Annotated in this window: 20 protein-coding genes; 8 read left to right on the forward strand and 12 right to left on the reverse strand. The window is 71.2% G+C overall.

The genetic code is table 11. The features are described 5' to 3' along the window. Nucleotides 1–45 precede the first annotated feature (45 nt). Both HNR40_RS45140 and HNR40_RS45145 read left to right on the forward strand, forming a co-directional pair. A complete protein-coding gene (locus HNR40_RS45140; protein ID WP_184972948.1) occupies nucleotides 46–660 on the forward strand; it encodes a response regulator transcription factor in 615 nt (204 codons plus the stop codon). 103 nt (nucleotides 661–763) lie between these two features. After that, nucleotides 764–904: a hypothetical protein gene (locus HNR40_RS45145; protein WP_184972950.1), complete on the forward strand. Its 141-nt coding sequence runs from the start codon at nucleotides 764–766 to the stop codon at nucleotides 902–904. A 72-nt stretch (nucleotides 905–976) separates the two neighbouring features. Here HNR40_RS45145 and HNR40_RS45150 read toward each other — a convergent pair whose 3' ends face one another. From HNR40_RS45150 to HNR40_RS45160, 3 genes are all read right to left on the reverse strand, one after another. Continuing rightward, entirely contained in the window at nucleotides 977–1567 is a 591-nt protein-coding gene (locus HNR40_RS45150) for a protoglobin domain-containing protein (RefSeq protein ID WP_184972952.1), read from the reverse strand. A 134-nt stretch (nucleotides 1568–1701) separates the two neighbouring features. Further along, nucleotides 1702–2340 carry a MarR family winged helix-turn-helix transcriptional regulator gene (locus HNR40_RS45155; RefSeq protein WP_221341623.1) on the reverse strand — a complete coding sequence of 213 codons (639 nt, stop codon included), beginning with the start codon at nucleotides 2338–2340 and terminating at the stop codon, nucleotides 1702–1704. A 94-nt stretch (nucleotides 2341–2434) separates the two neighbouring features. Next, on the reverse strand, nucleotides 2435–2800 hold the full coding sequence (locus HNR40_RS45160) for a DUF6223 family protein (RefSeq protein WP_184972953.1): 366 nt from the start codon (nucleotides 2798–2800) through the stop codon (nucleotides 2435–2437). Nucleotides 2801–2987: 187 nt separating this feature from the next. Here HNR40_RS45160 and HNR40_RS45165 point away from each other — a divergent pair, with 187 nt between their 5' ends. The 4 genes from HNR40_RS45165 (at nucleotide 2988) to HNR40_RS45180 (ending at nucleotide 7212) form a co-directional block, all read left to right on the forward strand. Continuing rightward, entirely contained in the window at nucleotides 2988–4226 is a 1239-nt protein-coding gene (locus HNR40_RS45165; protein ID WP_184972955.1) for a sensor histidine kinase, read from the forward strand. Next, nucleotides 4223–4897 carry a response regulator gene (locus tag HNR40_RS45170; RefSeq protein WP_184972957.1) on the forward strand — a complete coding sequence of 225 codons (675 nt, stop codon included), beginning with the start codon at nucleotides 4223–4225 and terminating at the stop codon, nucleotides 4895–4897. Before HNR40_RS45165 ends, HNR40_RS45170 begins: the two co-directional genes overlap by 4 nt. Nucleotides 4898–4985: 88 nt before the next feature. Further along, on the forward strand, nucleotides 4986–6107 hold the full coding sequence (locus tag HNR40_RS45175) for a sensor histidine kinase (RefSeq protein ID WP_184972959.1): 1122 nt from the start codon (nucleotides 4986–4988) through the stop codon (nucleotides 6105–6107). Continuing rightward, on the forward strand, nucleotides 6100–7212 hold the full coding sequence (locus HNR40_RS45180) for a hypothetical protein (RefSeq protein WP_184972961.1): 1113 nt from the start codon (nucleotides 6100–6102) through the stop codon (nucleotides 7210–7212). Before HNR40_RS45175 ends, HNR40_RS45180 begins: the two co-directional genes overlap by 8 nt. A gap of 75 nt (nucleotides 7213–7287) precedes the next feature. Here the strand turns inward: HNR40_RS45180 and HNR40_RS45185 are convergent, their stop codons facing one another. From HNR40_RS45185 to HNR40_RS45210, 6 genes are all read right to left on the reverse strand, one after another. Then, a complete protein-coding gene (locus HNR40_RS45185) occupies nucleotides 7288–8484 on the reverse strand; it encodes an NAD(P)/FAD-dependent oxidoreductase (RefSeq protein WP_184972963.1) in 1197 nt (398 codons plus the stop codon). Between the two features lie 140 nt (nucleotides 8485–8624). Next, a complete protein-coding gene (locus HNR40_RS45190) occupies nucleotides 8625–9620 on the reverse strand; it encodes an adenosine deaminase family protein (protein WP_184972965.1) in 996 nt (331 codons plus the stop codon). A gap of 29 nt (nucleotides 9621–9649) precedes the next feature. Next, nucleotides 9650–9898 (reverse strand): nucleoside hydrolase, encoded by a 249-nt coding sequence (locus HNR40_RS45195; protein WP_184972967.1) that lies wholly within the window; start codon nucleotides 9896–9898, stop codon nucleotides 9650–9652. Beyond that, nucleotides 9883–10308, reverse strand: coding sequence for a nucleoside hydrolase (locus HNR40_RS45200; protein ID WP_184972969.1), 426 nt, complete (start codon nucleotides 10306–10308; stop codon nucleotides 9883–9885). Before HNR40_RS45200 ends, HNR40_RS45195 begins: the two co-directional genes overlap by 16 nt. A gap of 117 nt (nucleotides 10309–10425) precedes the next feature. Continuing rightward, nucleotides 10426–11013, reverse strand: a complete 588-nt coding sequence (locus HNR40_RS45205; protein ID WP_184972970.1) for an MFS transporter — start codon at nucleotides 11011–11013, stop codon at nucleotides 10426–10428. Between the two features lie 42 nt (nucleotides 11014–11055). Further along, on the reverse strand, nucleotides 11056–11694 hold the full coding sequence (locus tag HNR40_RS45210) for an O-methyltransferase (RefSeq protein WP_184972972.1): 639 nt from the start codon (nucleotides 11692–11694) through the stop codon (nucleotides 11056–11058). A 45-nt stretch (nucleotides 11695–11739) separates the two neighbouring features. Here HNR40_RS45210 and HNR40_RS45215 point away from each other — a divergent pair, with 45 nt between their 5' ends. Further along, on the forward strand, nucleotides 11740–12327 hold the full coding sequence (locus HNR40_RS45215; RefSeq protein ID WP_184972974.1) for a TetR/AcrR family transcriptional regulator: 588 nt from the start codon (nucleotides 11740–11742) through the stop codon (nucleotides 12325–12327). A gap of 9 nt (nucleotides 12328–12336) precedes the next feature. Here HNR40_RS45215 and HNR40_RS45220 read toward each other — a convergent pair whose 3' ends face one another. Continuing rightward, a complete protein-coding gene (locus HNR40_RS45220; RefSeq protein ID WP_184972976.1) occupies nucleotides 12337–12960 on the reverse strand; it encodes a hypothetical protein in 624 nt (207 codons plus the stop codon). 136 nt (nucleotides 12961–13096) lie between these two features. On the opposite strand from HNR40_RS45220, the gene HNR40_RS45225 reads away from it, so the two are divergent. Beyond that, the gene (locus tag HNR40_RS45225; protein WP_184972978.1) at nucleotides 13097–14170 is read left to right on the forward strand and encodes a PP2C family protein-serine/threonine phosphatase; all 1074 of its coding nucleotides are present in this window, start codon (nucleotides 13097–13099) and stop codon (nucleotides 14168–14170) included. Between the two features lie 74 nt (nucleotides 14171–14244). Here the strand turns inward: HNR40_RS45225 and HNR40_RS45230 are convergent, their stop codons facing one another. Together HNR40_RS45230 and HNR40_RS45235 are read right to left on the reverse strand one after the other, a co-directional pair. After that, nucleotides 14245–17349, reverse strand: coding sequence for a non-ribosomal peptide synthetase (locus HNR40_RS45230; RefSeq protein ID WP_184972980.1), 3105 nt, complete (start codon nucleotides 17347–17349; stop codon nucleotides 14245–14247). Continuing rightward, complete coding sequence (locus HNR40_RS45235; protein WP_184972982.1) at nucleotides 17340–23642, reverse strand: non-ribosomal peptide synthetase; 6303 nt, start codon at nucleotides 23640–23642, stop codon at nucleotides 17340–17342. The genes HNR40_RS45230 and HNR40_RS45235 overlap by 10 nt, the downstream gene beginning before the upstream one ends. Between the last annotated feature and the right edge of the window lie 322 nt (nucleotides 23643–23964).

Below are 23964 nucleotides of genomic sequence, written 5' to 3' on the forward strand. Positions count from 1 at the left end.
TGATGCTTATACGCTCCATGAAATGGAATGGGCGAGGGGGCGTGGATGCTGCACTTAAAAGTGCTGATCGCCGAGGACGTGCACATGGTGCGGGGCGCGCTGGCCGCCCTCCTTTCCCTGGAGCCCGACCTCACCGTCGTCGCCGAGGTCGACAGCGGCGACATGATCGTGCCCGTGGCGCTCAAGACCAGTCCCGACGTGGCCGTCATCGACATCGACCTGCCGAAGATGGACGGCCTGACCGCCGCGCAGATCCTCCACGAAAAGCTGCCCACCTGCCGCACGCTGATCGTCACCGGCATGGGCAGGCCGGGCACGCTCAGGCGGGCGCTCGCCGTCTCGGTGTCCGGCTTCCTCCTCAAGGAGGCCCCCGCCGACCAGCTCGCCGCCGCCGTCCGCGGGGTGGCGGCCGGGCGGCGCATCGTCGATCCGCAGCTCGCGTTATCCGCCTGGGACATCGGGGAGAACCCGCTCTCGGCGCGCGAGATCGAGATCCTGCACCTGGCCGCCAAGGGCGTGGAACCCGAGGAGATCGCCGCCACCCTCCACCTGTCGGTGGGCACGGTCCGCAACTACCTGACGAAGATCCTCACCAAGCTGAACGCCCGCAACCGGGTCCACGCCATCCGCATCGCCACCGACGCGGGCTGGATCTCCTGACACGTTTGATCTTCCTGGACGCCCCCTCGGCAGGTTCAGCCCTGCGCGACCTCGCCGCGATGCTCAAGGTGATGCACCGCCACCACGCCCCCGCTATGGCCGGGTGGACCTGCTGGAGCAGGGTGTCACCTCGTGCGGGGCTCTGGTGCTCGAACGTGCCAGGCGGGACCTGGAGGAGGCGGCCGAGCGGGACGGCAGGATCGCGGAACACAACACCGAGGAGGCGCTGGCGCTCCTGCCGTGAGACCGCGGATGGCCATGTCGTCGACCGCGCCGAAACGGTCGACACGATCAGTCCTCATGGCCGGCGGTGGAGTTACCAGGCGGGGCCGGCGTAGGGCTGCGACCACAGGGCGATCTGCAGGGTCACGGCTTTGAACCAGGCCTGGAACATGGCCTCGACCTGGTCCTCGTCGTGGCCGTCCGCGGCCAGGAAGGGCCGGATCGTCGCGGTGATCGGGTAGATGAACGCGATGAGGTAGCGCAGCGGGATGTCGGGCACCGAGTCGGCCCGATCGGTGTGGTTCTTCTTCTCCCGGGTGTGGCGCAGGGCGATCTCATGCTGGTAGGCCAGCCAGCGCTGGTCGTACGGACGGGTGCAGGTGTCGATGATCCAGCGGCCGAAACGCGCGCGCACGCGGGCGAGGTACTCGCCGATCGGCTCACCGGCGGGCGTGGAGAAGTAGGCGAGCAGATGCGGGTGCGAGCCGACGAAGCCGTACCAGACGTCGAGGATTTGCTCGATCTGTCCGCCGAGGACTTCTCCGGCGATCTTCAGCGCGGCCTGGTCGTCCGGGCCGAACAGTACGCCGGCCTGCAGCTTGGCGAGGTCGTCCAAGGTGACCGGTGATGCGGCGAGTGCCGGGTCGTCGTGGGCGTATCCGGGGATCGGGCTTGTGGTGCTCATCTGGCTCCTCGGTCGTGTCGGGTGGATGAGGATTCGGCCGGCCTGCAGAGAGCATGTCACACTATTGATAGGACTCCTACCTACTTTCGGCCATCGGTTCCCGGCCCACTGATCGAAAGGGCGATCTGGGCTGGCTATGCCGTGGCCGGCTGGTGTTCGGGGCAGTCGATGCGTAGGTCCGTCAGGGGCAGCGGCGCCCGCAGCAGGTGGCAGTGGTGCGGAGCGGCGGAGTCGGCGTGGGCGTGGGACTCGAAGAAGCGGCAGGTCGTGCACGTCCGCACGACGCTCACCACGCCCCGGCGCTGCAGGTCCGCGATCACCTGCAGCAGGCTGTGCAGCGTCGTCGCCCGGTCCGCGACCGGCAGCCTCGCGAACGCCTCCAGCAGCGGCCCGTCCCATGGCGCGAGCTGACGCGCGACCTCCTGGCCGTCGTCGGTCAGGGCGAGCAGCCGCCGGCGCCCGTCCGGGCCCGGCGAGCGCGCCACGAGCCCCTTGCGCTCCAGTGCGGCGACGGCGTCCGACAAGGTCGGCGAGGTGACGTCGAACTCCGCGGCCAGTGCGCTCACCTCCCGGCGAGCCGCAGGCTTGCGGACGAGAGCGAGCACCGTCTGCTGCTGCAGCGGAGACAACCCGCGCTCGCGGGCGCTGCTCTGGGCGAGCGAGCGCAAGCCATGCCCGAGGCGCTCGACCGCGTCGGCCAGCCGCCGTTCCAGGTCTCCCGCGCCGTGCGCCAGGCTGCCCATGCCGCCGGTCTCCGTCACATGCTCGGTCATGCACCCGCCCAAAAGATAGGACTCCTAACCCCACCAAGGATACGGGCGAGGCGTGTCCGGCGAGCAGGACTCACGACCCGAGCAGCGGGCCGGATCAGGTGGTGTGGCGGGCCCGGACCACGGCCAGCCCGCCGAGAATCAGGGCGATCAGCCCGACCACCAGGTCCACGAAGCCTCCGACGATGCCGTAGCCGGTGCCGGGCCCACCCTTGGCGGCGGCCACGACCAGGGCCCCGATCACCATGCCGGCCAGTCCAGCCACCAGCGCCATGGTCGCCCCCTTTCTCCAGGGACCGGTACCGGACCGGCCGGTGGAGCGGGCCAGGGCCAGCCCACCCAGGACCACGCCGACCAGCCCTATCGCTCCGGCGATCACGGACCAGAGACGGCCGGAGGTCAGGTCGTACGCGCCCACCGGAACAGCCGCCGATGTGGCGATGAGCAAGGGAGGGACGGACATGATCGCTCCTTTCGGTATTCGAGATGAGTCGATCGTCTCCGCGTCGAAGCGGCCGCGCCTGCGACAGGGGATGGCAGCCTCTACGCCGTTCGGCGTGGACGACGGCAACCCGTCTACGCTCGTTGTCGTAGGTGGTCGCGCCTTGCGGCGGAGGGGTTGTCGCGCGTGGCGACCGTAGGATCGCCGCATGGAACACCGCGTCGTGCCGTTACGCCTGCCCGCGCGGGCGCAGGACGTGTTGCTCGCGGTGTTCATCACCGTCATGCAGGTTCAGGGCACGGTGGTGCGGAATGCCGGTGAGGTGGTGCAGCGGCCGCTGACCGACCTGGGGTACGCGGGCTACGGCCTGCTGGTCGCCAGTGGCCTGGTCCTTGTGGTGCGCCGCCGGTGGCCGGTGGCGGTGTTCCTCGCCACGGCGCTGGCCAGCCTGGTGTACTACGCCCTGGACTTTCCCGACGGGCCCGGCTGGCTCGGGCTCTTCGTCGCCCTGTACACCCTCACGGCCTACGGTGACGGGCGGCGGTCGCTGGTGATCGCCGGAGTGGGCATCACGGTGCTCACCGCCTGCTGGCTGGTCGCCGCGGCCGACATCGAGCCGCGCGCGGCCATCGGGTGGGTGTTCTTCCGCATCGGCGCCTCGGTCATGAGCGCGGCCCTCGGCGAGTCCGTCCGTTCCCGCCGGGTCATCGCGGCCGACGCCCAGCAGCGCGCCGAGCTCGCCGAACGCACGCGTGAGGAGGAAGCGCGGGCGCGAGCCGACGCGGAGCGGCTGCGGATCGCCCGCGAGGTGCACGACACCGTCGCGCATGCCATAGCGATCATCAACGTGCAGTCCGGTGTCACCGCGCACGTGCTCGACAAGCGGCCAGAGGTGGCGCGCGAGGCGCTGCGGGTCATCGAACAGACCAGTTCGCGGGCGCTGGGCGAGATGCGGGCCATTCTCGGGGTACTGCGCGGCGACGACGGTGACCACGACGGGCGCAAGCCGTACCCCGGACTGGGACAGATCGGCGAACTGACCGCCAAGGCGCGCGCGGCCGGACTCGACCTCAGGGTTGAGGAGATCTCGCCCGCGGTGCCGGTGCCGAGCGCGGTGAGCGGCGCCGCCTACCGCATCGTGCAGGAATCGATCACCAACGTGATCCGCCACGCCGGCCCGACCCGGGTGACGGTGGCGTTGAAGGCCGGGGCCGAGGACTTGGAGGTCCGGGTGAGCGATGAGGGACCCCAGACCCCCTCGGGCAATGACCGCGCGAACCCGCCGACCCGGGACCCGGTCAGCCTGGCCGAGCCCGGCCGGGGCATCATCGGCATGCGCGAGCGCTGCCAGTTGCTGGGCGGAGAACTCGACGCCGGGCCGCTTCCCGGCGGCGGGTTCGAGGTCAACGCCCGGCTGCCCCTCGTCCCGAACGGGTCAGCCGCATGAGCGCGGCGCCCGCCCCGATCAGGGTGCTGCTCGCCGACGACGAAGGGCTTGTGCGGTCCGGGTTCAAGGTGCTGCTCGACCTTGAAGACGACATCACGGTGGTGGGCGAGGCCACCACCGGCGCCGAAGCCGTCGAGCGGGCCCGCGCTCTCCGCCCCGACATCGTCCTGATGGACATCCGCATGCCGAAACTGGACGGCATCCAAGCCACCGCCCAGATCGCCCAGACGCGCGGCCTGGAGCAGGTCCGGGTCCTCATCCTCACCACGTACGACACCGACGAGCACGTCTTCGACGCCCTTGAGGCCGGGGCCGCCGGCTTCCTGCTCAAAGACGCGGGACCGGCCGAACTCCTGCACGCCATCCGGGTGATCGTCGCCGGGCAGGCGCTGCTCGCGCCACGGATCACCCGGCGCCTGATCGGCCAGTTCACCGCGCGGCGCCGGGCCACCCAGATCGCCGAGGAACGGCTCGCGGTGCTGACCGAACGCGAACGCGAAGTGCTGGCCCTGGTCGGCCGGGGCCTGAACAACGACGAAATCGGCAAGGAGCTGTTTCTCAGCCCGGCCACCGCGCGCACCCACGTCAGCCACGCGATGACGAAACTCGGCGCTCGCGACCGCGCCCAGCTGGTCGTCATCGCCTACCAGACAGGCCTGGTCAGCCGCTGACATCCACCGTGAGACGAGGGGCGGTTAGGCTGCCTCCCGGCGAGATCTGGGCGAGTGAGCCGAGAGGTGACGGTTGGCTGGGGAGACGGTGCGGCTGCTGACGCGCTTCGGCCGCCGTTACGCGGCCGCCGTGCGTGTGGCGACGCTCGTTCCGCTCTGCGTGATCGCCCTGACCCGCGCCGCGCCGGAGAACCTCACGGCCACCGGGTACGTGGTCGCCGCCACAGCCGCCTGGACCTGCGGATACGCGTGGTGGCTGCGGTCGGGCCGCGGAAACCTGCCGGTGGTGCTCGACACGGTCGTCCTGCTCGTCCTGTTCACGAGCGTCTTCTGGACCGGCGCCGTCGAGGACAGGAACACCGGGTGGTTGCGGCTGCTGGTCACCTTCGCCGTGGTGACGTGCCAGTGGCACACCGCGCCGGTGCTGGGTGGCGTGGCTGGGCTGGCGGCCGGCGGAGGGGCGGTGGGCATCCTCGTCGCGGCGGGAGCGCTGGACGTGGACGCGAGCCTGGCCACGGCGACGGTGTGGACGATCCCCGCGGCGGCGATGTCCAGGGCGGGCTGGGTGCTGCTGAAACGCGCGGCGGAACGGGCCGACCACATGGCGACCGAGGTCGTGCGGGCGCGCGGCGAGTCGATGGTGGCCGCGGCGGCCCGCGCGGAGGAACGCGAGCTCGCCAACGCGTTGCACGACACGGCGGCGACGACGCTGCTGATGGTCGGTGTCGGGCAGGCGCGCTCCGACGCGGAATGGCTGGCGCCGCAGGCACGCCGCGACCTGGACTTGCTGCGCTCCGACGCGGGCAGGCAGGCGCCGCCGTACGCGGATCTCGTGGACCTGCTCCGCGCGGACCTCGACGCCACGCAACTCACCCTGCGGTTCGACGCCCCGGAACGGCTGAGGTTGCCGTTCGACGTCGCCAGGGCGGCGGCCGACGCGGCGCGCGAGACCCTCACGAACGTACGCCGCCACGCGGGCACGACGCACGCGAGCGTGCGGCTGAGCGGAAGCGAGAGCGAGGGCACGCTGCGCCTCGACATCGCCGACCGGGGGAGGGGATTCTCGCCGGCGGACGTGCCGGCCACCCGGCGCGGCCTGCGCGAGTCGGTGCGCGGCAGGATGAGCCGCGTCGGCGGCACGGCCACGATCACCTCGGCTGAGGGCCGGGGCACCCTCGTTCGCCTGGAGTGGCGGGCCGGTCATGAGTGACGCGCTCGAAGAGACGACGCGCGCGCAGCTGAAGCAGGGCCTGCGCATCGCGGCGCTGCTCGTCGCCACGGTGATGGTGTTCGTGCTCGGGTTATCCACGTTGCTGAGCCACCTGGACGCGTACAAGTCGCCCCTCACGCAACTGGGCGCGTTCGCGGTGGTGGGAGCCGTGCTCGCCGGTGAGGCCAGGCTGCTCGTCCTGGGACGTCCGTGGAGCCCGCCGCTGCGCGCGGCGGCGATCGCCGCGCTGCTCGTCGCGTGCGCGCTGTCGTACGTGACCCTGCCGGACGGGCGCACCTCGACCGGCCCCGACTGGATCTTCGGCGCCGCCAACTGGGCGGGCGTCGTCATCCTGCTCGATCGCCCGCTGCGCTCCGCCGTGGCGTTCCTGCTGGCCCACGAGCTCACCGCGCTGCTCCACCTGCTCCTGCTCGACGAGCCCAGCCTGCCGGACATGGCGAGGTTCTGCACCGGCTCGATGAACGTGTTCGGCTTGCCGCTGTGCGTGGCCGTGATGGCGTCCGTCATGCGCGACCTCAGCGCGGCCGCGGCGAGCTCCCGCATGGAGATCGAGCGGGTACGCGTCGCCGAGGCCGTCGCCGCGCAGTCCCACAGGCGCAGGCGGCAGCGCTTCGCCGAGTTGTCGGTCACCACGGTCCCGATCCTGGAAGGGCTCGCCGACGGCTCGCTGCGCCCCGAGGACCCGGCGGTTCAGCGGCGGTGCGCCCTGGAGGCGGCCAGGATGCGCAGGCTCTTCGCCGAGGCCGACGACGTCGCGGACCCGCTGCTGCACGAGCTGCGCCACTGCGTCGACGTGGCGGACCGCAAGGGCGTCGTGGTGGAGCTGGACGCGCGCGGCCGGTGGCCGGAGCCGCCCGTGTCCGTACGGCGCGACCTCACCGAGGTGGTGCTCGTCGTCCTGGCCACCACCGCCTCCCGGGCCCGGGTCACCGTCATCGGCGGAGCGGACCGGGTGTCGGTCAGCGTGGTCGCGGACTGCGGCGAGGTGGACGTGCCGAGCCCGGCGGCGCCCGGCGTCCACGTCGAGGCGCTGAACCACGACGGCACGGTCTGGATGGAGGCTCGATGGCAGCGGGTCAACTGAGCGCCGCAGCTGCTCTTCTCACGGGCCGGCCGGGGAAGCCCCCTGGACAGGAGGCTTCCACGCGGCACGGCGGAATCAGGAAGGTGTCGTCGAGTACGCCGCGTGCAGGGCCGCCACGACCTGCCCCTGGGTGGTGAACCGGTCGCCGAAGCGGTCCGGGCGCCACTGGTCCAGGGGAGTGCCGAGGGTGATGTGGTCGGCCAGGGCCTTGCCGTACCCCGGACCGTAGGTGATGCCCGCCTCGTTGTCGCCGGCGAGCACGTACGCGCCCTCCACGCCGGGGACCGGGCCGATCAGCGCCCGGGAGTCGGGGGTGTAGCAGGGGGCGCCGTGCTTGATCCTCAACCTTGACCGCCGCGCCAGGGCCGGCATCACGGACTCGCCCGCGGCGGCGATCCGCAGGATCTCCAGAACGCCGTCGACGGGTAGCTCGTCCAGGCGGTCGGGGACGTCCGCGTCGATCAGCACGTCGCGGGGGAAGGTCGAGTACGTACCGCCCCACAACAGGCCGCCCTCGTGCTCACGGACCCACAGCAGGGTACCGCCGGGAACCAGGCCACCCAGGAAGACCAGGGGGAGCGTGCCGGGGATGTCCATCGGCTCGGTGGTCACCCGCGAGGTGACCTGCGGGGCCACGGGGAGGAAGAAGCCCAGGTCACGCGTGAGCGCACCGCTCCAGACGCCGGCGGCGACGACCACCGCGCCGCAGGCGATGGCCCCGGTGGCCGTCTCGACCGCGCGTACCCGCCCCTTGGTGGTGGAGATCCCGGTGACCGGGCGCCGGGTCTCCAGCCGGCCGCCGGCCGCGCGGAACCGCCGTGCCAGCGCCGCCGCCACCTTCGGCGCGTGCACCTGGCCGCCGACGGTGTCCAGCAGCCCCCCGTGCAGGTTGTCCGCGCGCACCGTGCCGCCGGTCAGGCGTTCGACCTCGGCGGGTTGCAGCGGACGGCCCGCCTGCCCGGCGATGAGCTCCTGCCATGTCGCCTCGTCGGCGGCCACGTACACCATGCCGTCGGTCCGGTATCCGATGCCGTCGCCCTCCTCGTGCAGGCGGGCGTAGAAGGCGCGGCCGTAGTCGGCGGCGGCGCTCTCCTGTTCGAACGGCGCCCAGTCGCCGAGGAACCCGCCGCCCGCGGCGGTGGTCCCCTCGCCGATCCCGTCGCGCTCCACGAGCAAGACGTCTCCGGCGCCTGCTTCGAGTAGGTGCACGGCCAGCGCGAGCCCCATGACACCGCCGCCGATCACGGCGATGTCGCAGCGGTCAGCCATCATCTCTTCTCCTATGTCCCGGCGCAGCTCAGCGTGCGCGCAAAGGTGAAAGGTGGGCTTCCCGGATCCAGGGAGTACGGCGAGGCTAGCCGAAGGGCGGATCTACATGCATATGGAAATTTTGCCTCTCGCCGAAGATGCGGTCATTCGGCGGGGTGGCCTGGTTGTCTGCCGGCGGCCATCTCACTGCTGACCTTCACTCCGGACATCAGCCGGTTGTCGGTGTTCACGGTGACGTTGAAGCCGAGGCGGAGCATCGGCCCGATGGGATGACGTTCCAGGGAGTCCACGGCCCCGATCTGCACGTGACAGGTGGGCGCCATCTCCAGGCAGATCTGCCGGTCCCGGACATAGCTCGCCAACCGGCCGAGCCGTGGGGCAGGGCCTTCCAGGTCCGTGATGTCGCGGGCGAGCCGGACCCCGTGCCCGATGCGTTCCGCGCCGTGCTCCAGCGCATCGGAGATGAGCAGCAGGTCCGGCTCCTCGCTGGCGTGCACGGTCAGCCGGAGCAACTCGGCACGGACCAGGCCGAGTGCCGCCGCGTGCAGTGAGGCGGGCCAGCCCGTCTCGGCTCCGGCCAGGTCGAACCCGGCGATCCTGGGGTCACGGCGCCGCCAGCGGGCGGCCCGCTCGGCGATCTCCAGCGAGCGGCGCTCGGTCCGCAGCGCGCAGATGATCGTGTTGACCACGATCGGGAAGCCGCCGGGGGTCCTGGCCTCGGCCATCCCTTCGGCCAGGCCGTCCTGCACGGCTCGCATGATCTCGTCCAGGCGCAGCCCACGCTCCTGATGTTCCTCCGGCGCGTACCGCACCTCCGCGTAGACGACGCCGTCGGCGGCCAGGTCGAGAACGGCCTCGCGGGCCACCCGGCGCAACCCCTCGGCCGTCTGCAGGACGGCCGTGGTCTGCTGGAACGTGTCCAGATAGGCCACCAGGTCACGCTGCTCGGCGCCGCGGACGAACCATCGGGCCAGCTCGTGATCATCGGTCGACGGGAGCCGGTGGCCGATGGCGTCGGCCAGCTCGATGATCGTCGCGGGCCGCAGCCCACCGTCGAGGTGGTCGTGCAGAACCGCCGTCGGCAGGTCAGATCGGAGCCCGCCCGCCCGGCGGTCGAACAGAGTCTCATCCCAGCTCACTGAAGTGGCCACCTTCTGAAGGATGTCGGTTAGGCGTCTTTCCCCGTGACCCTGTTCACGAACCGCCGGACGAAGGTGGCCCGGTCCACGTCGAACGCGATGCGTACGCGGGGGCTGTCGCCCCAGTCCCGGGCGTCGGAGTCCTGGCCGGGACGCCAGTCGGCGATCGTCATGCCGCGCGTGTAGAGACCCAGGGTTTCCACCACCATGGGGAGGGTCTCCTCGGCCGTGATCAGCTCGGGGTGCGCGACCACGCCGACCGTCAGCGGCGAGTGCATGGCGCACGAGTAGCGGCCCAAGATCTGCTCGTAGAACGACATGTACTACGGCGCGCCGGCCGCCACGAGCTCGGCCGCCGGCGTCGAGGTGCTCGGCCCCCACGTACGGCGCCGCCCATCCAGACGATCCTGGTCAGGCGGGTAGGAAGATCGGGGTCGAGCAGGAGGGCGATCGCCAGGTTCGTCAGCGGCCCCAGTCCGATGTAGGTCAGCTCTCCGGGATGTTGCCGTGCCAGGTCGACGGTGAGCTGGGCGGCCGCGGTGCCGACGAGAGTCGTGTACGCCGGGTCGGGGAAGTTGGCGTTGCCGAAGCCGTCCTCGCCATGGATCTGGGGCACGTAGTCGGCCGTGCCTCCGGCGAGACCCTGCGCCCCCTTCGCCAGGGGCACGTCGCATGCCGGCCGTTCCATGATCACTGGCAGTACCACTTGGCGCGTCTCTAAGGCGGTCGGCACTCTTCGAGGGCACGTCGGGCGCGGACCGCGCGGCGTACGCCACCGACCCGGATGAGGCGCGAAACCGGATGGTTACCGCGCGGGAAGCCGATGATCCGGTACGGCCGCCGGCGGCTTGACCGCGGCGATCAGCACGGCCACCAGGGCCACCGCGACCAGGGGAAGGCCCAGCAGGAAGGTCACGCGCCACGAGAAGAGCTCGGTGACGATCAGCCCGATGAGCAGTCCCGCGAGGAGGCCCACCACGGCCACTCCGGCGGGAATGAGGATCGCCTTCCACAGCTCGGGTCCGGGGAACGCGGCCCTGACGAGGCCGGTCCCGGCCCACAGCACGACCGCCCCGGCCAGCGCCTGCAGCAGACGGCCGCCTACCAGCAGGCTGGGCATGGGGCTGAGGATCCACAGCACGGTCGCCAGGCCGAAGGCGACCAGGCCCAGGGCGATCGAGACGATCAACAGCACCCGCTGGCGACGGGGCGCCGGGATGAGCGCGCCCAGGAACGCGAGCAGATAGCCGTAGGCCCCCACCTGCATGATCGCGGGTGGCGCCCCAAGATCAATGATGACCATCGGCATGATCGCGATCGCCATCGTCGCGTACACAGACACGAGTAAGGCGCAGGAACTGAGGGCGACGAGCAGTGGCCAGCGTCCGGACATGCCAGAAACCCTATCCGCGAGCGATCCGGCCCGAAACCCCGTCTACAGGCGGCAGCTGATCTCCAGCTCGTCCTCGACCGGGAACGTGACGCACGAGTACCCATTGGCCGGTTCCCGCACGTACGCGAGGTAGGGCCGCACACTCGCGAACTGCGCGTCGTCGGCGACCACCAGCGTGCCCGGGGCGAGACGGGGCTCCAGCAGTCGCAGCACCGGAAGGTAGAGGTCCTTCCACCCGTCCAGCAGGACGAAGCCGGGCGAGTGCGGCAGGTCGGCGAGCGTCTGCCGGGCGTCTCCCTCCAGCACGGTGATCACCTCCCCCAGCCCTGTTTCCGCGAAGGTACGGCGAGCCGTGGCGATCTTGTGCGGGCTCAGCTCGGTGGTGATCACCTGGCCGGTGCCGTTGTCGCGCACGGCCGCAGCCAGATGCAGCGTGGAGATGCCGAACGACATCCCGAACTCCACGACCGTCGCCGGCCGGATGGCCCGCACCAGGCTGTAGAGCAACCGTCCGGCCTCGGCTGAGATCGGCATGTAGATCTCTTCCGCCGCGTCCGCGTGCTCCTGTGGCGTGCTGCCGAAGTCGTCCACTCGCGCGGCGACCGCGTCGTCTCCGGCCGCCGCCGCGAACATTCGGTCGAGCGCGTCCGCCACGCGAGGTTCTGCCAGTGTGTTTCTCATGCGAGCTAGAGTAGACTAACCGTAGCGTCTAGTCTAGGAGTGGTCATGTCCCGTCCCCACCACGGCAACCGGCATGGGCGTAGTGAGGCGGCGCGCCAAGCCGTCCTGGAGGCGGCCGACGATTTGCTGGCCGAGAAGGGGTTCGCCGGGGTCACGATCGAGGGCATCGCCGCGCGGGCGGGCGTCGCCAAGCAGACCGTCTACCGCTGGTGGAAGAGCAAGACCGAAGTGCTCGTGGAAGCGTTCCTGCAGGACCTGGCACAGGAACTGACCCCGCCCGACCACGGAGACCTCTCGCTCGACCTGCGCGCCTACCTCCGCCTGCTCGCGCGGTTCCTCGGCGAGACCGACTCCGGCGCCGTCTTCCGCGCCCTGATCGCGCAGGCCCAGCTCGATCCCGCCTTCGCCGCCGACTTCCGCGAGCGCTACCTGGCCGAGCAGCGCCGCCGCGACCGCCTTCCGCTGGAGCGTGCCGTACGGCGGGGCGAACTGCCCGTGACCCTCGACCTGGACGAGGCGACCGACCGGCTCGTCGGCCCCCTCTACTACCGGACACTGGTCACCGATCAACCCGCCGGCGGCGAATTCACCGACCGTCTGGCGGAAGCGTTCCTCGCCTCCCTCGAACCCTGAAGCGGCCGGTCACGGGTTGTAGTGCTGGTCGAACATAGTGATTTCCCTGACGTCCGAGGTGCTGATTGTGGCGAACTTGTAGGAGCGGAAGTGCGGGTCGAGACCTGCGCGTTCCACGCGCGGTTCCGGCGCGCGGAGAAGCTGGATGTAGGCCGGGACGCCGTAGTGCGCGGGCTTGGGGCCGTCGCTCATGTCCAGCAGGACGACCGTCGCCCGCCGGGCCAGCCGGTAGGTCTTGGCGGGGCCCGCGACAGGCTCGAAGTAGCTGTCGTTGGCGACTCTGGGACCGCAGACCCGGATGGACGTCCTGCCCTCCACCATCACACGGCCGTCCTCGACTCTGACGCCGCTGACGATCAGCACGTCGGGAGCGGGCACGCGATGCTCACCCCGGCGACCGCAGATCTTGGGACGCGGACGGAGGGCAGTATCCGTGGTCGCCGTCGCCTCAGGCAGCGGCGAGAGAGACGGCTGTGGCGAGAGGGTGGGCGGCGGCGACGGGTCCGGGCTGGTCGCGAGGGCCTGAGGCGTGACCGTCTGGGTGATGGCGGGCCGGGGCGCGGACACCTGGGCCGAACAGCCGACAACAGCCAGCACGGCGGCCGATAACGCGACCACTTGTCGTGCACTCATGGCGAACCTCCGGCCCCGGGCGACACTGCCGGGAGTTACGACGATGCCTCGCAGGGGAAAGTTCACCCGACACCGTCGACTACAGGCTGGTGTGGTCCGACGGACTAGAGTGGCTGCGCGGGGGAGCGTGAAGGCCATGAACGGCAAGGGCATGCACTACCGGCTGCTTCTCGCGGTCCCGGTCGGGCTCATCGCCGCGATCACGGTGACCGATCTGATTCTGCCGGACGAGGTTCGCCTGGGGCCGCTGCTTGTGGTGGCGCCCGCCATCACCGCGTCCTTCGCCGTCCCGCTGGTCACGGCCATCACCGGCGTCCTGGCGGTCGCCGCGCAGCTTCTGCTGGGCGTTCACGACGGCAGCCTGCACACCCAGACCACCCAAGCGCAGATCCTGGCGCTGGCCGTCGTCTCGGCGATCGTGGTCGCCTTCAGCGCGCTGCGGGAACGCGACCAGCGGCAGCTCGTACAGATCCGCACGGTCGCCGAAGCCGCGCAACGCGCGCTCCTGCGCCCGCTGCCCGTCCAGGCGGGCCCGCTCCGCTTCGCCTCCCTTTACCTGGCGGCCGCCGCCGAAGCCCAGATCGGCGGCGACCTTTACGGAGCGAGCACGGACAACAGCCGCACCATCATCGTGATCGGTGACGTGCGCGGCAAAGGACTGCCCGCGGTCTCCGAAGCCGCCACCCTTCTCGGCTCGTTCCGGGAGATCGTCCGCTCCCACACCGACCTGCCCGACCTGGCCGCCCGGCTCGACGACAGCATCCGCGCCGACCACGCCGCCGCCGACCAGCGGGAATCCTTCGTCACCGCCCTGCTCATCGAGTTCAGCCACGACGCCCACACTGCCACGATGTTGTCCTGCGGCCACCCGCCACCGCTGCTCATCGGCCGCGACCGGGCCGAGATCCGCCAGCTCGCCCTCGACACCGACGCCCCGCCCCTCGGCCTGGGCGAACTCGCTCCGCGCGACTACAAGAGCGCGACATTCCCCTTTGAACCCGGCGACATCCTGCTCACCTACACCGACGGCATCATCGAGGCCCGTGACCCCGCGGGCGCCTTCTACCCCCTGCACGACCGCCTGCCACGCCTGCGCGCCGACGACCCGGCCACGCTGATCGCCGCCCTTCACGCCGACCTGCTGGCGTACACCCGGGGCAGCCTCGACGACGACCTGGCCTTGATCGCCATCCAGCGCCTGCACAACTGAACGACCACCCTGGCTCACCGGGGAGCCGGATCGTACTCCAGCCACCGGTTCCGTCCAGCAGCGGACGGGCGCCGTCACCCCTCCATCAGCGCCGCCGCCTCCTCCTCCGAGAGCTGGTCGATCTCCGCCGCCAGGTGCGCCTCCACCGCCGCCGCCAGCCGCCGGACCGTCCGGGTCAGGAAGAGCGTGTTGAGCGGCAGCTCGATCTCCAGTTCCGAACAGATCCTGGCCACGACCCGGGTACCGAGCATCGAGTGGCCGCCGAGGTCGAAGAAGTCGTCGTCGATGCCGAACGCCTCCCTGCCCAGGACGCCGGTCCAGATGTCGTGGACCAGTTCCTCCGCGGCCGTCACCGGCGTGGTGGGTGCGGTGGTGACGGGGGCGGTCTGAGGGGAGGGGAGGGCGGTGCGGTCGAGCTTGCCGTTGGGCAGCTTCGGGAAGACGCCGACCGGCACGTAGAGGCTGGGCACCATGGTGGGCGGCAGGCGGTCCTGGAGATAGCCGCGCAGCTCGGCCAGCGGGGCCCGGTCGTCCACGTAGGCGACGAGGGCGCGACCGCCGGGGGCGTCGTCGCGGACGGCGGCCACGGCGCGGGTGACGCCGGGATGGGAGGTGAGGGCGGTTTCGACCTCGCCCAGCTCGATCCGGACGCCGCGGACCTTCACCTGGTCGTCCACCCGGCCGACGAATTCGAGGGTGCCGTCGGGCCCGCGGCGGACCAGGTCGCCGGTGCGGTAGAGGCGGCCGCCGGCGGTGCCGAAGGGATCGGGGACGAAGCGGGTGGCGGTCAGGGACGGGCGGCCGTGGTAGCCGCGGGCCAGGGCGTCGCCGCCCAGGTAGAGTTCGCCGACCACGCCGGGCGGGAGCGGATCCAGGCCGGGGCCCAGGACGTAGGACGTGGTGTTGGCCACGGGGCGGCCGATCGAGATCGCCGCGTCCTCCGGGTGTACCTGGTGGGTGAGGGACCAGATGGTCGTTTCGGTCGGGCCGTACATGTTGTGGAGCTCTCTGGCCTTGCCCAGCAGGCGGCGGGCCAGCGGGAGGCCGAGGGGCTCGCCGCCGCTCAGGATCTTCGGCAGGCCGTCCGGGAGCTCGGTGATGATCTCCTCCAGGACCGACGGGGGCGCCTGGACGGTCGTCACGTCCGCGAGGAGCGGGGCGAGTTTCCCGTACGGCGGCGCCACCACCACAGCCCCGCCCCGGAGCAGCGGCCCGAAGAGTTCGAGGCCGGCGATGTCGAAGGAGAGCGGAGTCAGCAGCAGCACACGCTCGGCCGCCGGGAATGCCAGGCTTTCGACAAGGTTGACCACGCCCCGGTGCGGGACCATGACGCCCTTGGGCACGCCGGTGGAGCCAGAGGTGTAGATCACGTACGCGAGGTGGTCGAGCGTGACGCCCGGCAACGGGCGATGATCCGGAACCTCCACGGACAGGTCGGTCACCAGCGAGACGCCCGGCAGGCGATCGGCCAGTTCGGGAGTGGTGAGCGCGAGCCCGGTCCCGGAGTCCTCAAGCATGAAGCGCAGCCGCTCGGCCGGATAGCGAGGGTCGAGCGGGACGTAGCAGGCGCCGGACTTCAGGACGGCCAGCAGGGCGATCACGAGGTCGGCGCCGGGCGGGAGGCAGACCGCGACCGGAGACTCGACTCCCACGCCACGGGAGACCAGCGTCCGGGCCAGAGTTTCGGCCCGGACGTCCAGCTCGGCATAGGTCAGCGTGCGGTCCTCATGCGGGACGATCACCGCCGGGGCGTCCGGGCTCTCGGCCGCGCGTGCCGCCACGAGCTCGTGAAGGGCCATCGAGGGGTACGGCCGGCGCGCCCCGTGCCAGGTACCGACCACCTCGGACCGGCGGGCGTCGGACATGAGCGGCAGCCGCGACAACGGCAGGGACGGATCGGCCGTGGCCGCGTCGAGCAGGGCGAGGTACCCCTCCGCGAGCCCCGCGATCGTCGCCGGGTCATAGAGGTCGGTGCTGTACTCCAGCCATCCGCTCATGTCCCCTTGCGCGTTCTGCAGCTCCAGCGTGAGATCGGTCTTGGTGGTCCCGGTGCCGATCTGGCCGCGTACGTCGAAGGGGAGCTGGTTGAAGGCGACCTGGTAGAGCGGGGTGCGGGCGGGGTCGCGGGGCGGGTTGAGCGCGCCGACGATCCGGGCGAAGGGCACGTCCTGGTGTTCGATCGCCTCCACGACGGTGGTGCGCACGCGGTCCAGGGCCTCTTCGAAGGTGGGGTCGCCGCCCAGGTCGGTGCGGAGCGGCAGGGTGTTGACGAACATGCCGATGAGCGGGTTGAGCTCGTCCTGCTCGCGCCCGGCCACGGGTGAGCCGATCACCACGTCGTTCTGGCCGCTCCAGCGGGCGAGCAGGGCGGCGTACGCGGTGAACACCACCATGAACGGGGTGGCGCAGCGGTGCTTGGCCAGGGCCGCCACCCGGGCGGTCAGCTCGGCGGGGACGGTGAACGGGTGGTTGGCTCCGGCGTAGCCGAGTTCGGCGGGGCGGGGGTGGTCGGCGGGCAGTTCGAGGGGGGTGGATCCGGCCAGGCGCTGCTTCCAGTAGGCCAGGTCGGACTCGAAGGGCTGCTCGCGCTGCCAGACGGCGTAGTCGGCGTACTGGACGCTCAGCTTGGCGAAGCGGGGGGTGCGTTGTTCACTCAGTGACAGGTACGCCTCGGCCAGGTCGGCGCCGAAGATCTCCGCGGACCACGCGTCGTAGACGGCGTGGTGGAAGACCTGGACGAGCCGCCACTGGCCGCCGCCGAGCTTGACCAGCCTGGCCCGCCACAGCGGCGCCTGGTCGAGGGCGAACGGTTCCGCGGCGTCCTCGGCGGCCAACGCCGCCAAAGCCGCCTCAGCACCGGCCGACGCCACCGAGGCCGCCTCCGGACCAGCCGATGTCGTCTCGGTCAGGTCCGTGTAGGCCAGCCATACCGGGATCTCGGGGGCGATGAGCTGCATGACCTTCTCGTCGCGCAGCTCGAAGCGGGTGCGCATCGGTTCGTGCCGCTCGGCCACCAGCCGGAGCGCCTCCTCCATGAGCGCGGGGTCGACCTCGCCGAGCCGGTCCAGCCGGGAGACGCCGGCGATGTTGTAGAGCGGCAGGCCGGGCAACAGCGTGCTGAGGAACCAGACCCGTTCCTGCGCGGAGGAGGCGGGGAAGGCGTCTTCGGTCACAGGCATGCGCGAATCTCCCGGGTGATCGGCTCCAGCGCGCTGACCTCGCCGATGGTGGCCAGCCAGTGCCATTGGTCCAGCGCGTGGTAGAGCCGGTAGAAGGCCAGCCGCTCGGCCCAGTCGCCGGGCAGCGTGCCGTACCCGTCCAGGAGGGCGCGGCGGCGGGCCGGATCGTCCTGAACCGCGAAGTAGTCGGTGCGGGCCAGGTCCATGAGGGGGTCGCCGGCGAGCGCGTTCTCCACGTCGATGACGCCGGTCAGCTCCCACCGCCCGTCGTGCTCTTCGACCATGACGTTGCGCTCGTGGAAGTCGTGGTGGAGCAGGACGGGCGTGGTGCAGCGGTCCAGCAGGTGGCGGTCGGCGCGCACGCGGGCGACGAGCGCCGCGTGCACGTCCGGGTCGCCGCCGAACTCGGCGAACTGGGCGACCTTGAGGTCGAACTGGCCGCCGAGGTAGGCGTCGTTGGTGGGTTCCTGGACGCCGTCGAGCGGGCCGTACGCGGTGAGTTCCACGGTGTGCACGGCGCGCAGCACGCGGCCCATCTCGCGGTAGAGCCGTTCGACGGTCCCGGTGTCGAGGGCGGCGGAGACCTGCGAGAGCGGCCGGCCGGGGATCTTCGTCATCACCAGGTACGCCTGCGCCAGGTCACGCTTGGAGTCGTCGGCCAGGACCACGCCGGGCGCCGCCGCCCCGGTACGGCCGAGCAGCTCGTAGACCCGCTGTTCCTTGCGCATACGGTCGGTGAACAGGCCGGGGTAAAGCTTGAAGATCAGCTCGCGGCTCGGCGTCCTGACCTCGTACACCGCGCTGATCTCGCCGCCGGTGCGCAGCAGGACCCGCTCGACCGGCTCCCCGAGCAGCTCGGCGGCCTTGGCGGCGCTCAGCGGCATGGTCAGAGCCTTGGCGAAGGCCGGCGCGCTCCAGGCCAGGCTGACGGTGTTGCCCGCGCCGGCCTGCAGCGCCCGCGCGCCGACGAGGTCGTCGGGATCGGCCTCCGGCACCTCCTGGTCGAACCTGGCCAGGACCGGGATCCGCATCGACACCAGCGCGTGTACGGCGATGCCCAGGCCGAGCAGCACGTACATGAACCCGATGCCGCGCCCGGGCCCCACCCCGATCACCGCGCCGACGCCGGCGGCCAGCGCGCCGTCCGGCATGAGCAGCGGCTCCAGCACCCGCTCGCCCAGCGGCGCGACCACGGCCATGCCGACCGGCAAAGTGGACCAGGAGATCATCTGGTTGAACGCCATGACCCGGCCGTGGAAACGTTGCGGCACCTTCACATGGATGATCGTCATGAAGACGCCGTTGACCACCGACAGGCTGCACCACAGTCCGAACGCGCCCAGCCCGACGGTCAGCGGCGAGGCGTGGGCCCCGGTGACGACGGCGAACAGGCTGAGCGCCAGCGTGCCCAGCAGCACGGCGTGCATGCGGCGCCGGCGCGGCCCGCCCCACAGCGCGACGATCATGCCGCCGAGCGTGGCGCCCAGGCCGCCGACGAACGCGATGCGCCCGGCGGTGCCGAGGTCGGAGAACGACAGCACCAGCGGCGAGATCGACATCAGCACCGCGGCCAGCATGACGTTGAGCACGGCGAAGTAGAGCAGCGCGGCCCGCAGGTGCCGGTTGCCCAGCGACATGCGGAACCCGCCGGCGATCTCGGCGGCCAGCGTCTCGCGCCGCTCCAGCCCGAGGGTGGCGGGGAAGCGGATGACGGCCAGCGCGCCCAGCATCACGCAGAAGCCAGCGACGTTGATCGCCAGGATGCCGCTCAGGCCGACTCCGGCCAGCAGCGCGACGGCCAGGAGCGGGGCGACGAACTGGGAGGTGCCGAGGAGCATCTGCACCACGCCGGCCGCGTGCCCGAGATAGCGCTTGGGCACCAGTTGCGGCAGGGCGGCCGAGTAGGCGAGCCGCTGGAAGACCATCATGACCGAGAGCGTCGCGACCAGCGGATAGATGTGCCAGGTGGCCAGGGTGCCGGTCCACAACAGCGCGCCGAAGATCAGTTGCACACCGCCGGCGAGGCTGTTGGCCAGCGCCATCATCGAGCGTTTGCCCGACCGGTCGACGATCGCGCCGAGCAGCGGGGCGGCCAGCACGCCCGGCATGATCGCCAGGGCGACCAGGAGGGCGAAGTTCAGCAGGGATCCGGTCGTGGTGTACACCCAGATCGGGATCGCGAAGTCGGTGATCGCGGTGCCGACCAGGGCGACGAGCTGGGCGGCCGACACGCTCAGGAAGCGCCGCATGCTCGGGGGCGGCGCCTGCCTCTCTTCATGCGGCGAGGCTGTCTCCTCGACCCACCACCTGGCGGCCGGCCCCCTCGCGGAGCGGTTCAGCGCGGCGGCGGAGCCGTACTCCATCGCTATGTGGGTGTTGGTGAGGATCTGGGCGAGGTCGTCGGCGCGGTACTTCAGGTAGTAGTGGCCGGCCTCGTTGAGGACGACGAGCGCGGTGGTGGGCGACAGGAACTGCCACTCCCGGTAGCGCTCGCGGTAGTAGTCGGTCGCCGGGTCCTGCTCGCCGACGACCGCGATGACCGGGGCGCGCAGCGGCTCGGCCCGCTCGCCGAGCATGCGGGTGAACGACTCCTCCGCGATCAGCGTGTCCCGGCGCTGGTTGCGGACCATGAACTTGACCTGCTCCTCGTCCAGGCCGGAGATGTCGTTGCCCATGGCCTTCATGCGGTTCTCATAGGTACGGTCGCCGCGCAGCCGGTCGGAGCGCAGCAGCCTGCCCAGGGGACCGGCGATGCGGCCCTGCGGGCGGGCGAAGGGGAAGATGGCGCCGATGTAGACGGCCTCCAGGTCGCGCCCTGCGGCCTCCAGACGGCGGGCCACCTCGGCGGTGACGGCGCCGCCGATGCCGCAGTGGCCGTACAGGGCGATCGGTCCTTCGACGCCGTCGAGGATCTCGCGTACGCACTGGTCGATGACCTCGTCCAGGGGCATCACCGGTTCGTCGGGGCGTCCCGGGTCGTGGCCGGGGAAGGCCATGGAGTACAACGCGCACTCCTCCGGCAGGGCGTCGGCCAGCGGCTGGTAGACCAGGGCGCTGCCGCCGCCGTAGGGGAAGCAGACGAGGGTGAGCGCGGGTGCGGCGCGCGAACGCGTGAGGCGGTGCAGCAGCTCGCGCGGCGTGTCCTCGGCCGGGGCCGGGCCCTCGATGAGCTCGGCCAGCGCCCGCACGGTGGAGTGCCGGAACAGGTCCATGACGCCGACCGAGCGGCCCTCGACCGGCGCGAGCAGCTTGCGCAGCCTGGCCACCACCTGGATGGCGACCAGGGAGTGCCCGCCGATCTCGAAGAAGTCGTCGTCGGCCCTGATGTCTGACAGGCCGAGCAGTTCGCCCCAGATCTCCGCGACGGCGATCTCGGCCGGGGTGGTCGGCGGGGCGCCGTCCCCGGCGGTCCGGGTGGGGGCGGGCAGCGCGGCGCGGTCCACCTTGCCGTTGGGGCTGAGCGGCAGCGCGTCCATGGTCACGTAGGCGCCGGGCACCATGTGGTCGGGCAGGATCTTTTTCAGCGCCGCCCGGAAGTCGGTGTCCTGGACGTCGGTGTCCGGGACGTCGGTGACGACGTAGGCCACCAGGCCGTCCGCGTCGGCGACGACCAGCGCCTCGCGCACGCCCGCCTGCTCGCGCAGCACGGCCTCGATCTCGCCCAGCTCCACCCGCTGGCCGCGGATCTTGACCTGGTTGTCCACCCGGCCGAGGAACTCCACGGCGCCGTCGCGCCGCACCCTGGCCAGGTCGCCGGTGCGGTACAGGCGCGCGCCGGGCGGGCCGTAGGGGTCGGGCACGAAGCGTTCGGCGGTCAGCGCGGGCCGGTCGTGGTAGCCGAGGGCGACCTGGACGCCGCCGATGTGCAGCTCACCGGGCACGCCGGACGGCACCGGCCGCAGCCGCGCGTCGAGGACGTGGATACGGGTGTTCTGCACCGGACGGCCGATCGGGATCCGGCTCTCGCCGGGCGCGCACCGCCAGGCGGTGACGTCGACGGCTGCCTCGGTGGGGCCGTAGAGGTTGTGCAGTTCGGTGGACGGCAGGCGTTCGAAGAACCGGGCGGCGACGGCCGGAGGCAGTTCCTCACCACTGCAGATGACCCGCTTCAGCGAGACGCAGCCCTCGACGCCCTCCTCCTCCAGGAAGGCGGCGAGCATCGACGGCACGAAGTGCATGGTCGTCACGCCGCTGCCGATGATCAGGTCGCGCAGGTAGGCGGTGTCCCGGTGCCCGCCCGGCTCGGCCACCACGAGACGGGCGCCGGTGGTGATCGGCCAGAAGAACTCCCAGACGGAGACGTCGAAGCCCGCGGGCGTCTTCTGCATGACCGCGTCGGCGCCGGTCAGGCCGAAGCGCCGCTGCATCCAGTCCAGGCGGTTGACGATGGCGGCGTGCGTGTTGGGCACACCCTTGGGGCGGCCGGTCGAGCCGGAGGTGTAGATCATGTAGGCCGGATGGGCCGAGGTCAGCGGCGTCTCCGTCGCCGGGCGGGGCTCGCGGACCGTCTCTTCCGGCAGCAGGATCGAGGCCCGCGCGTCGTCCAGCATGAAGTCCAGGCGGTCCCGCGGGTAGTCGGGGTCCAGCGGCACGTAGGCGGCGCCCGCCCTGACCACGGCCAGCAGGCTCACGACCAGGTCGAGCGAACGTTCCAAGCCGACCGCGACCCGGGCCCCCGGCCCCGCGCCCAGCTCGCGTAATCGCCCGGCCAGCACAGCCGAGCGCCGCTCCAGCTCGGCGTAGGTGAGGCGCTGCCGGCCGTACTCCAGGGCGATCGCGCCGGGCGTGCGGGCGGCCTGCTCCTCGAACAGCCCGCCCAAGGTCTTCTCCCCGGGGTACGGCTCGCGCGGCCCCTCGGCCAGCGCCAGGAGCTGTTCGTGTTCCCGAGGCGTCAGCATCTCCAGGTCCCACACCCGCGCGTCCGGCCCGTCGACGGCGGCGCGCAGCAGGGTGGCGAACCGGGCGCCGAGTTCCTCGACCGTGGCCGGGTCCAGCAGGTTCCGGTTGTAGACGAACAGCGCGTCGAGGCCGTCGGCGCGCTCGGTGAGGAACAACTCCAGCTCGTAGGGCGCGGCCCTGGCGGTCAGCGGGTACGGCCCGGCCGTCAGCCCCGGCCAGGCGAAGCTGTCCTCGTCGTAGCTCTGCAGGGCGAGCGCCGCCTGGAAGACGGCGGTGCGCGAGACGTCCCTGGTGTGCCCGAGCTCCCCGACGTACTGCTCGAAGGGCAGCCGCTGATGCGTGAAGGCGTCCAGCGTGTGCTGCCGGACCCTTGTGAGCAGTTCGGTGAAGGTGGGGTCGCCGTCCAGGTCGGCGCGCATGGCCAGCATGTTGACGAACATGCCGATGAGGGGTTCGAGCTCGCTGCGCGGGCGCCCGCCGACCGGCGTGCCCACGGCGAAGTCGCTCTGCCCGCTGTGGCGGCCGAGAAGCACCTGGTAGGCGGCCAGCACGACCATGTAGAGCGTCGCGTCGTGCTCCCTGGCCAGGCGGTTGGCGGCGGCCAGCAGTTCGGGGCCGAGCCGGAAGGAGTGGGAGGCGCCGTCGAAGGTGGCCACGGCGCCGCGCCGGCCGTCGATGGGCAGGTCGATGGGGGGCACGCCGGCCAGCCGTTCGCGCCAATAGGCCAGGTCGGCCTGGTCGGCCGGGCGGGTGCGCTGCCAGAGGGCGAAGTCGGCGTACTGCAGGGCCAGCTCGGGCGGGGTCTCGCCGGCGTAGAGCGTGCGCAGTTCTCCGGCCAGGATCTCCAGCGACCATCCGTCACCGGCGATGTGGTGGAGCGTCACCAGCAGGATGTGGTCGTCGTCGGCCAGGCGGACGAGCGCGGCGCGGATGGGCAGCTCCGTGGCGATCACGAAAGGGCGGGCGAGCTCTTCGCCCAGCAAGTCGCGGGCGTGCGCCTCGTCGGTGGCTGTCAGCCGTCGTAACTCGACTTGTCCGGTTTCGGATACCTCGACGCGGGGCCTGCCGTCCGCGTCGGCCGGAAATCGGGTGCGCAGAATCTCGTGCCTGGATGCGACTGTTTCGAGCGCTTGGTGGAGTCGTTCACCATCGAGGTCGCCGCGCAGCCGCAGGACGAAAGGGATGGTGTAGGCGGCCGTTCCCGGAGCGAACTGCTCCATGAACCACAGGCCCTCCTGTGCGTAGGACAGGGGGATCTCGGCGTCCGGCTCGCGACGCGGGATGCCGGCTGACTTGCCGGTGGAGCGGCGGCGGAGGCGTTGCTCCAGCAGGGCTCGCTTGGTGTCGGAAAGCTGGATTTCGTCTGAGGACAGCCCCGCCGAGGATGTCACCACTGCCTCACTTTCTAGGTGAACGCCACATTAAACGAGATTCATACACATTCACCACCAGCCTGACAATCACTACTTTCAGTCACGGTCTTTATCGGTTTTGTATACGCCCGAAACGGGCGTTGACGTCGAATTGTGTCCTTTGTTGCAGGGTTTTATCCGGACCGAGGGAATGCCTGTTGAACCACTGAGCCTGGACCCCGGCCGGTTCGCCTCCCCCGACCCGACACCCGCGCGTCGTGCCGCCCGCTGTGCGCCAACGCCCACATCGTGGTCGGGGATGCCCCCACCGGTCATCAGAATTGTCTTTCGCGTAGACGTGGTT

This window comes from Nonomuraea endophytica (genome assembly GCF_014203235.1).
GTDB classification, from domain to species: Bacteria; Actinomycetota; Actinomycetes; order Streptosporangiales; family Streptosporangiaceae; genus Nonomuraea; species Nonomuraea endophytica.

What these genes read in the sequence shown, in the direction of transcription:
- HNR40_RS45140 (WP_184972948.1), top strand. Translation starts at nt 46, where the DNA reads ATGCTGCACTTAAAAGTGCTGATCGCCGAGGACGTGCACATGGTGCGG.
- HNR40_RS45150 (WP_184972952.1), bottom strand. Translation starts at nt 1,567, where the DNA reads ATGAGCACCACAAGCCCGATCCCCGGATACGCCCACGACGACCCGGCA.
- HNR40_RS45155 (WP_221341623.1), bottom strand. Translation starts at nt 2,340, where the DNA reads ATGACCGAGCATGTGACGGAGACCGGCGGCATGGGCAGCCTGGCGCAC.
- HNR40_RS45160 (WP_184972953.1), bottom strand. Translation starts at nt 2,800, where the DNA reads ATGTCCGTCCCTCCCTTGCTCATCGCCACATCGGCGGCTGTTCCGGTG.
- HNR40_RS45165 (WP_184972955.1), top strand. Translation starts at nt 2,988, where the DNA reads ATGGAACACCGCGTCGTGCCGTTACGCCTGCCCGCGCGGGCGCAGGAC.
- HNR40_RS45170 (WP_184972957.1), top strand. Translation starts at nt 4,223, where the DNA reads ATGAGCGCGGCGCCCGCCCCGATCAGGGTGCTGCTCGCCGACGACGAA.
- HNR40_RS45180 (WP_184972961.1), top strand. Translation starts at nt 6,100, where the DNA reads ATGAGTGACGCGCTCGAAGAGACGACGCGCGCGCAGCTGAAGCAGGGC.
- HNR40_RS45185 (WP_184972963.1), bottom strand. Translation starts at nt 8,484, where the DNA reads ATGATGGCTGACCGCTGCGACATCGCCGTGATCGGCGGCGGTGTCATG.
- HNR40_RS45195 (WP_184972967.1), bottom strand. Translation starts at nt 9,898, where the DNA reads ATGCACTCGCCGCTGACGGTCGGCGTGGTCGCGCACCCCGAGCTGATC.
- HNR40_RS45200 (WP_184972969.1), bottom strand. Translation starts at nt 10,308, where the DNA reads ATGGAACGGCCGGCATGCGACGTGCCCCTGGCGAAGGGGGCGCAGGGT.
- HNR40_RS45205 (WP_184972970.1), bottom strand. Translation starts at nt 11,013, where the DNA reads ATGTCCGGACGCTGGCCACTGCTCGTCGCCCTCAGTTCCTGCGCCTTA.
- HNR40_RS45210 (WP_184972972.1), bottom strand. Translation starts at nt 11,694, where the DNA reads ATGAGAAACACACTGGCAGAACCTCGCGTGGCGGACGCGCTCGACCGA.
- HNR40_RS45215 (WP_184972974.1), top strand. Translation starts at nt 11,740, where the DNA reads ATGTCCCGTCCCCACCACGGCAACCGGCATGGGCGTAGTGAGGCGGCG.
- HNR40_RS45220 (WP_184972976.1), bottom strand. Translation starts at nt 12,960, where the DNA reads ATGAGTGCACGACAAGTGGTCGCGTTATCGGCCGCCGTGCTGGCTGTT.
- HNR40_RS45225 (WP_184972978.1), top strand. Translation starts at nt 13,097, where the DNA reads ATGAACGGCAAGGGCATGCACTACCGGCTGCTTCTCGCGGTCCCGGTC.
- HNR40_RS45230 (WP_184972980.1), bottom strand. Translation starts at nt 17,349, where the DNA reads ATGCCTGTGACCGAAGACGCCTTCCCCGCCTCCTCCGCGCAGGAACGG.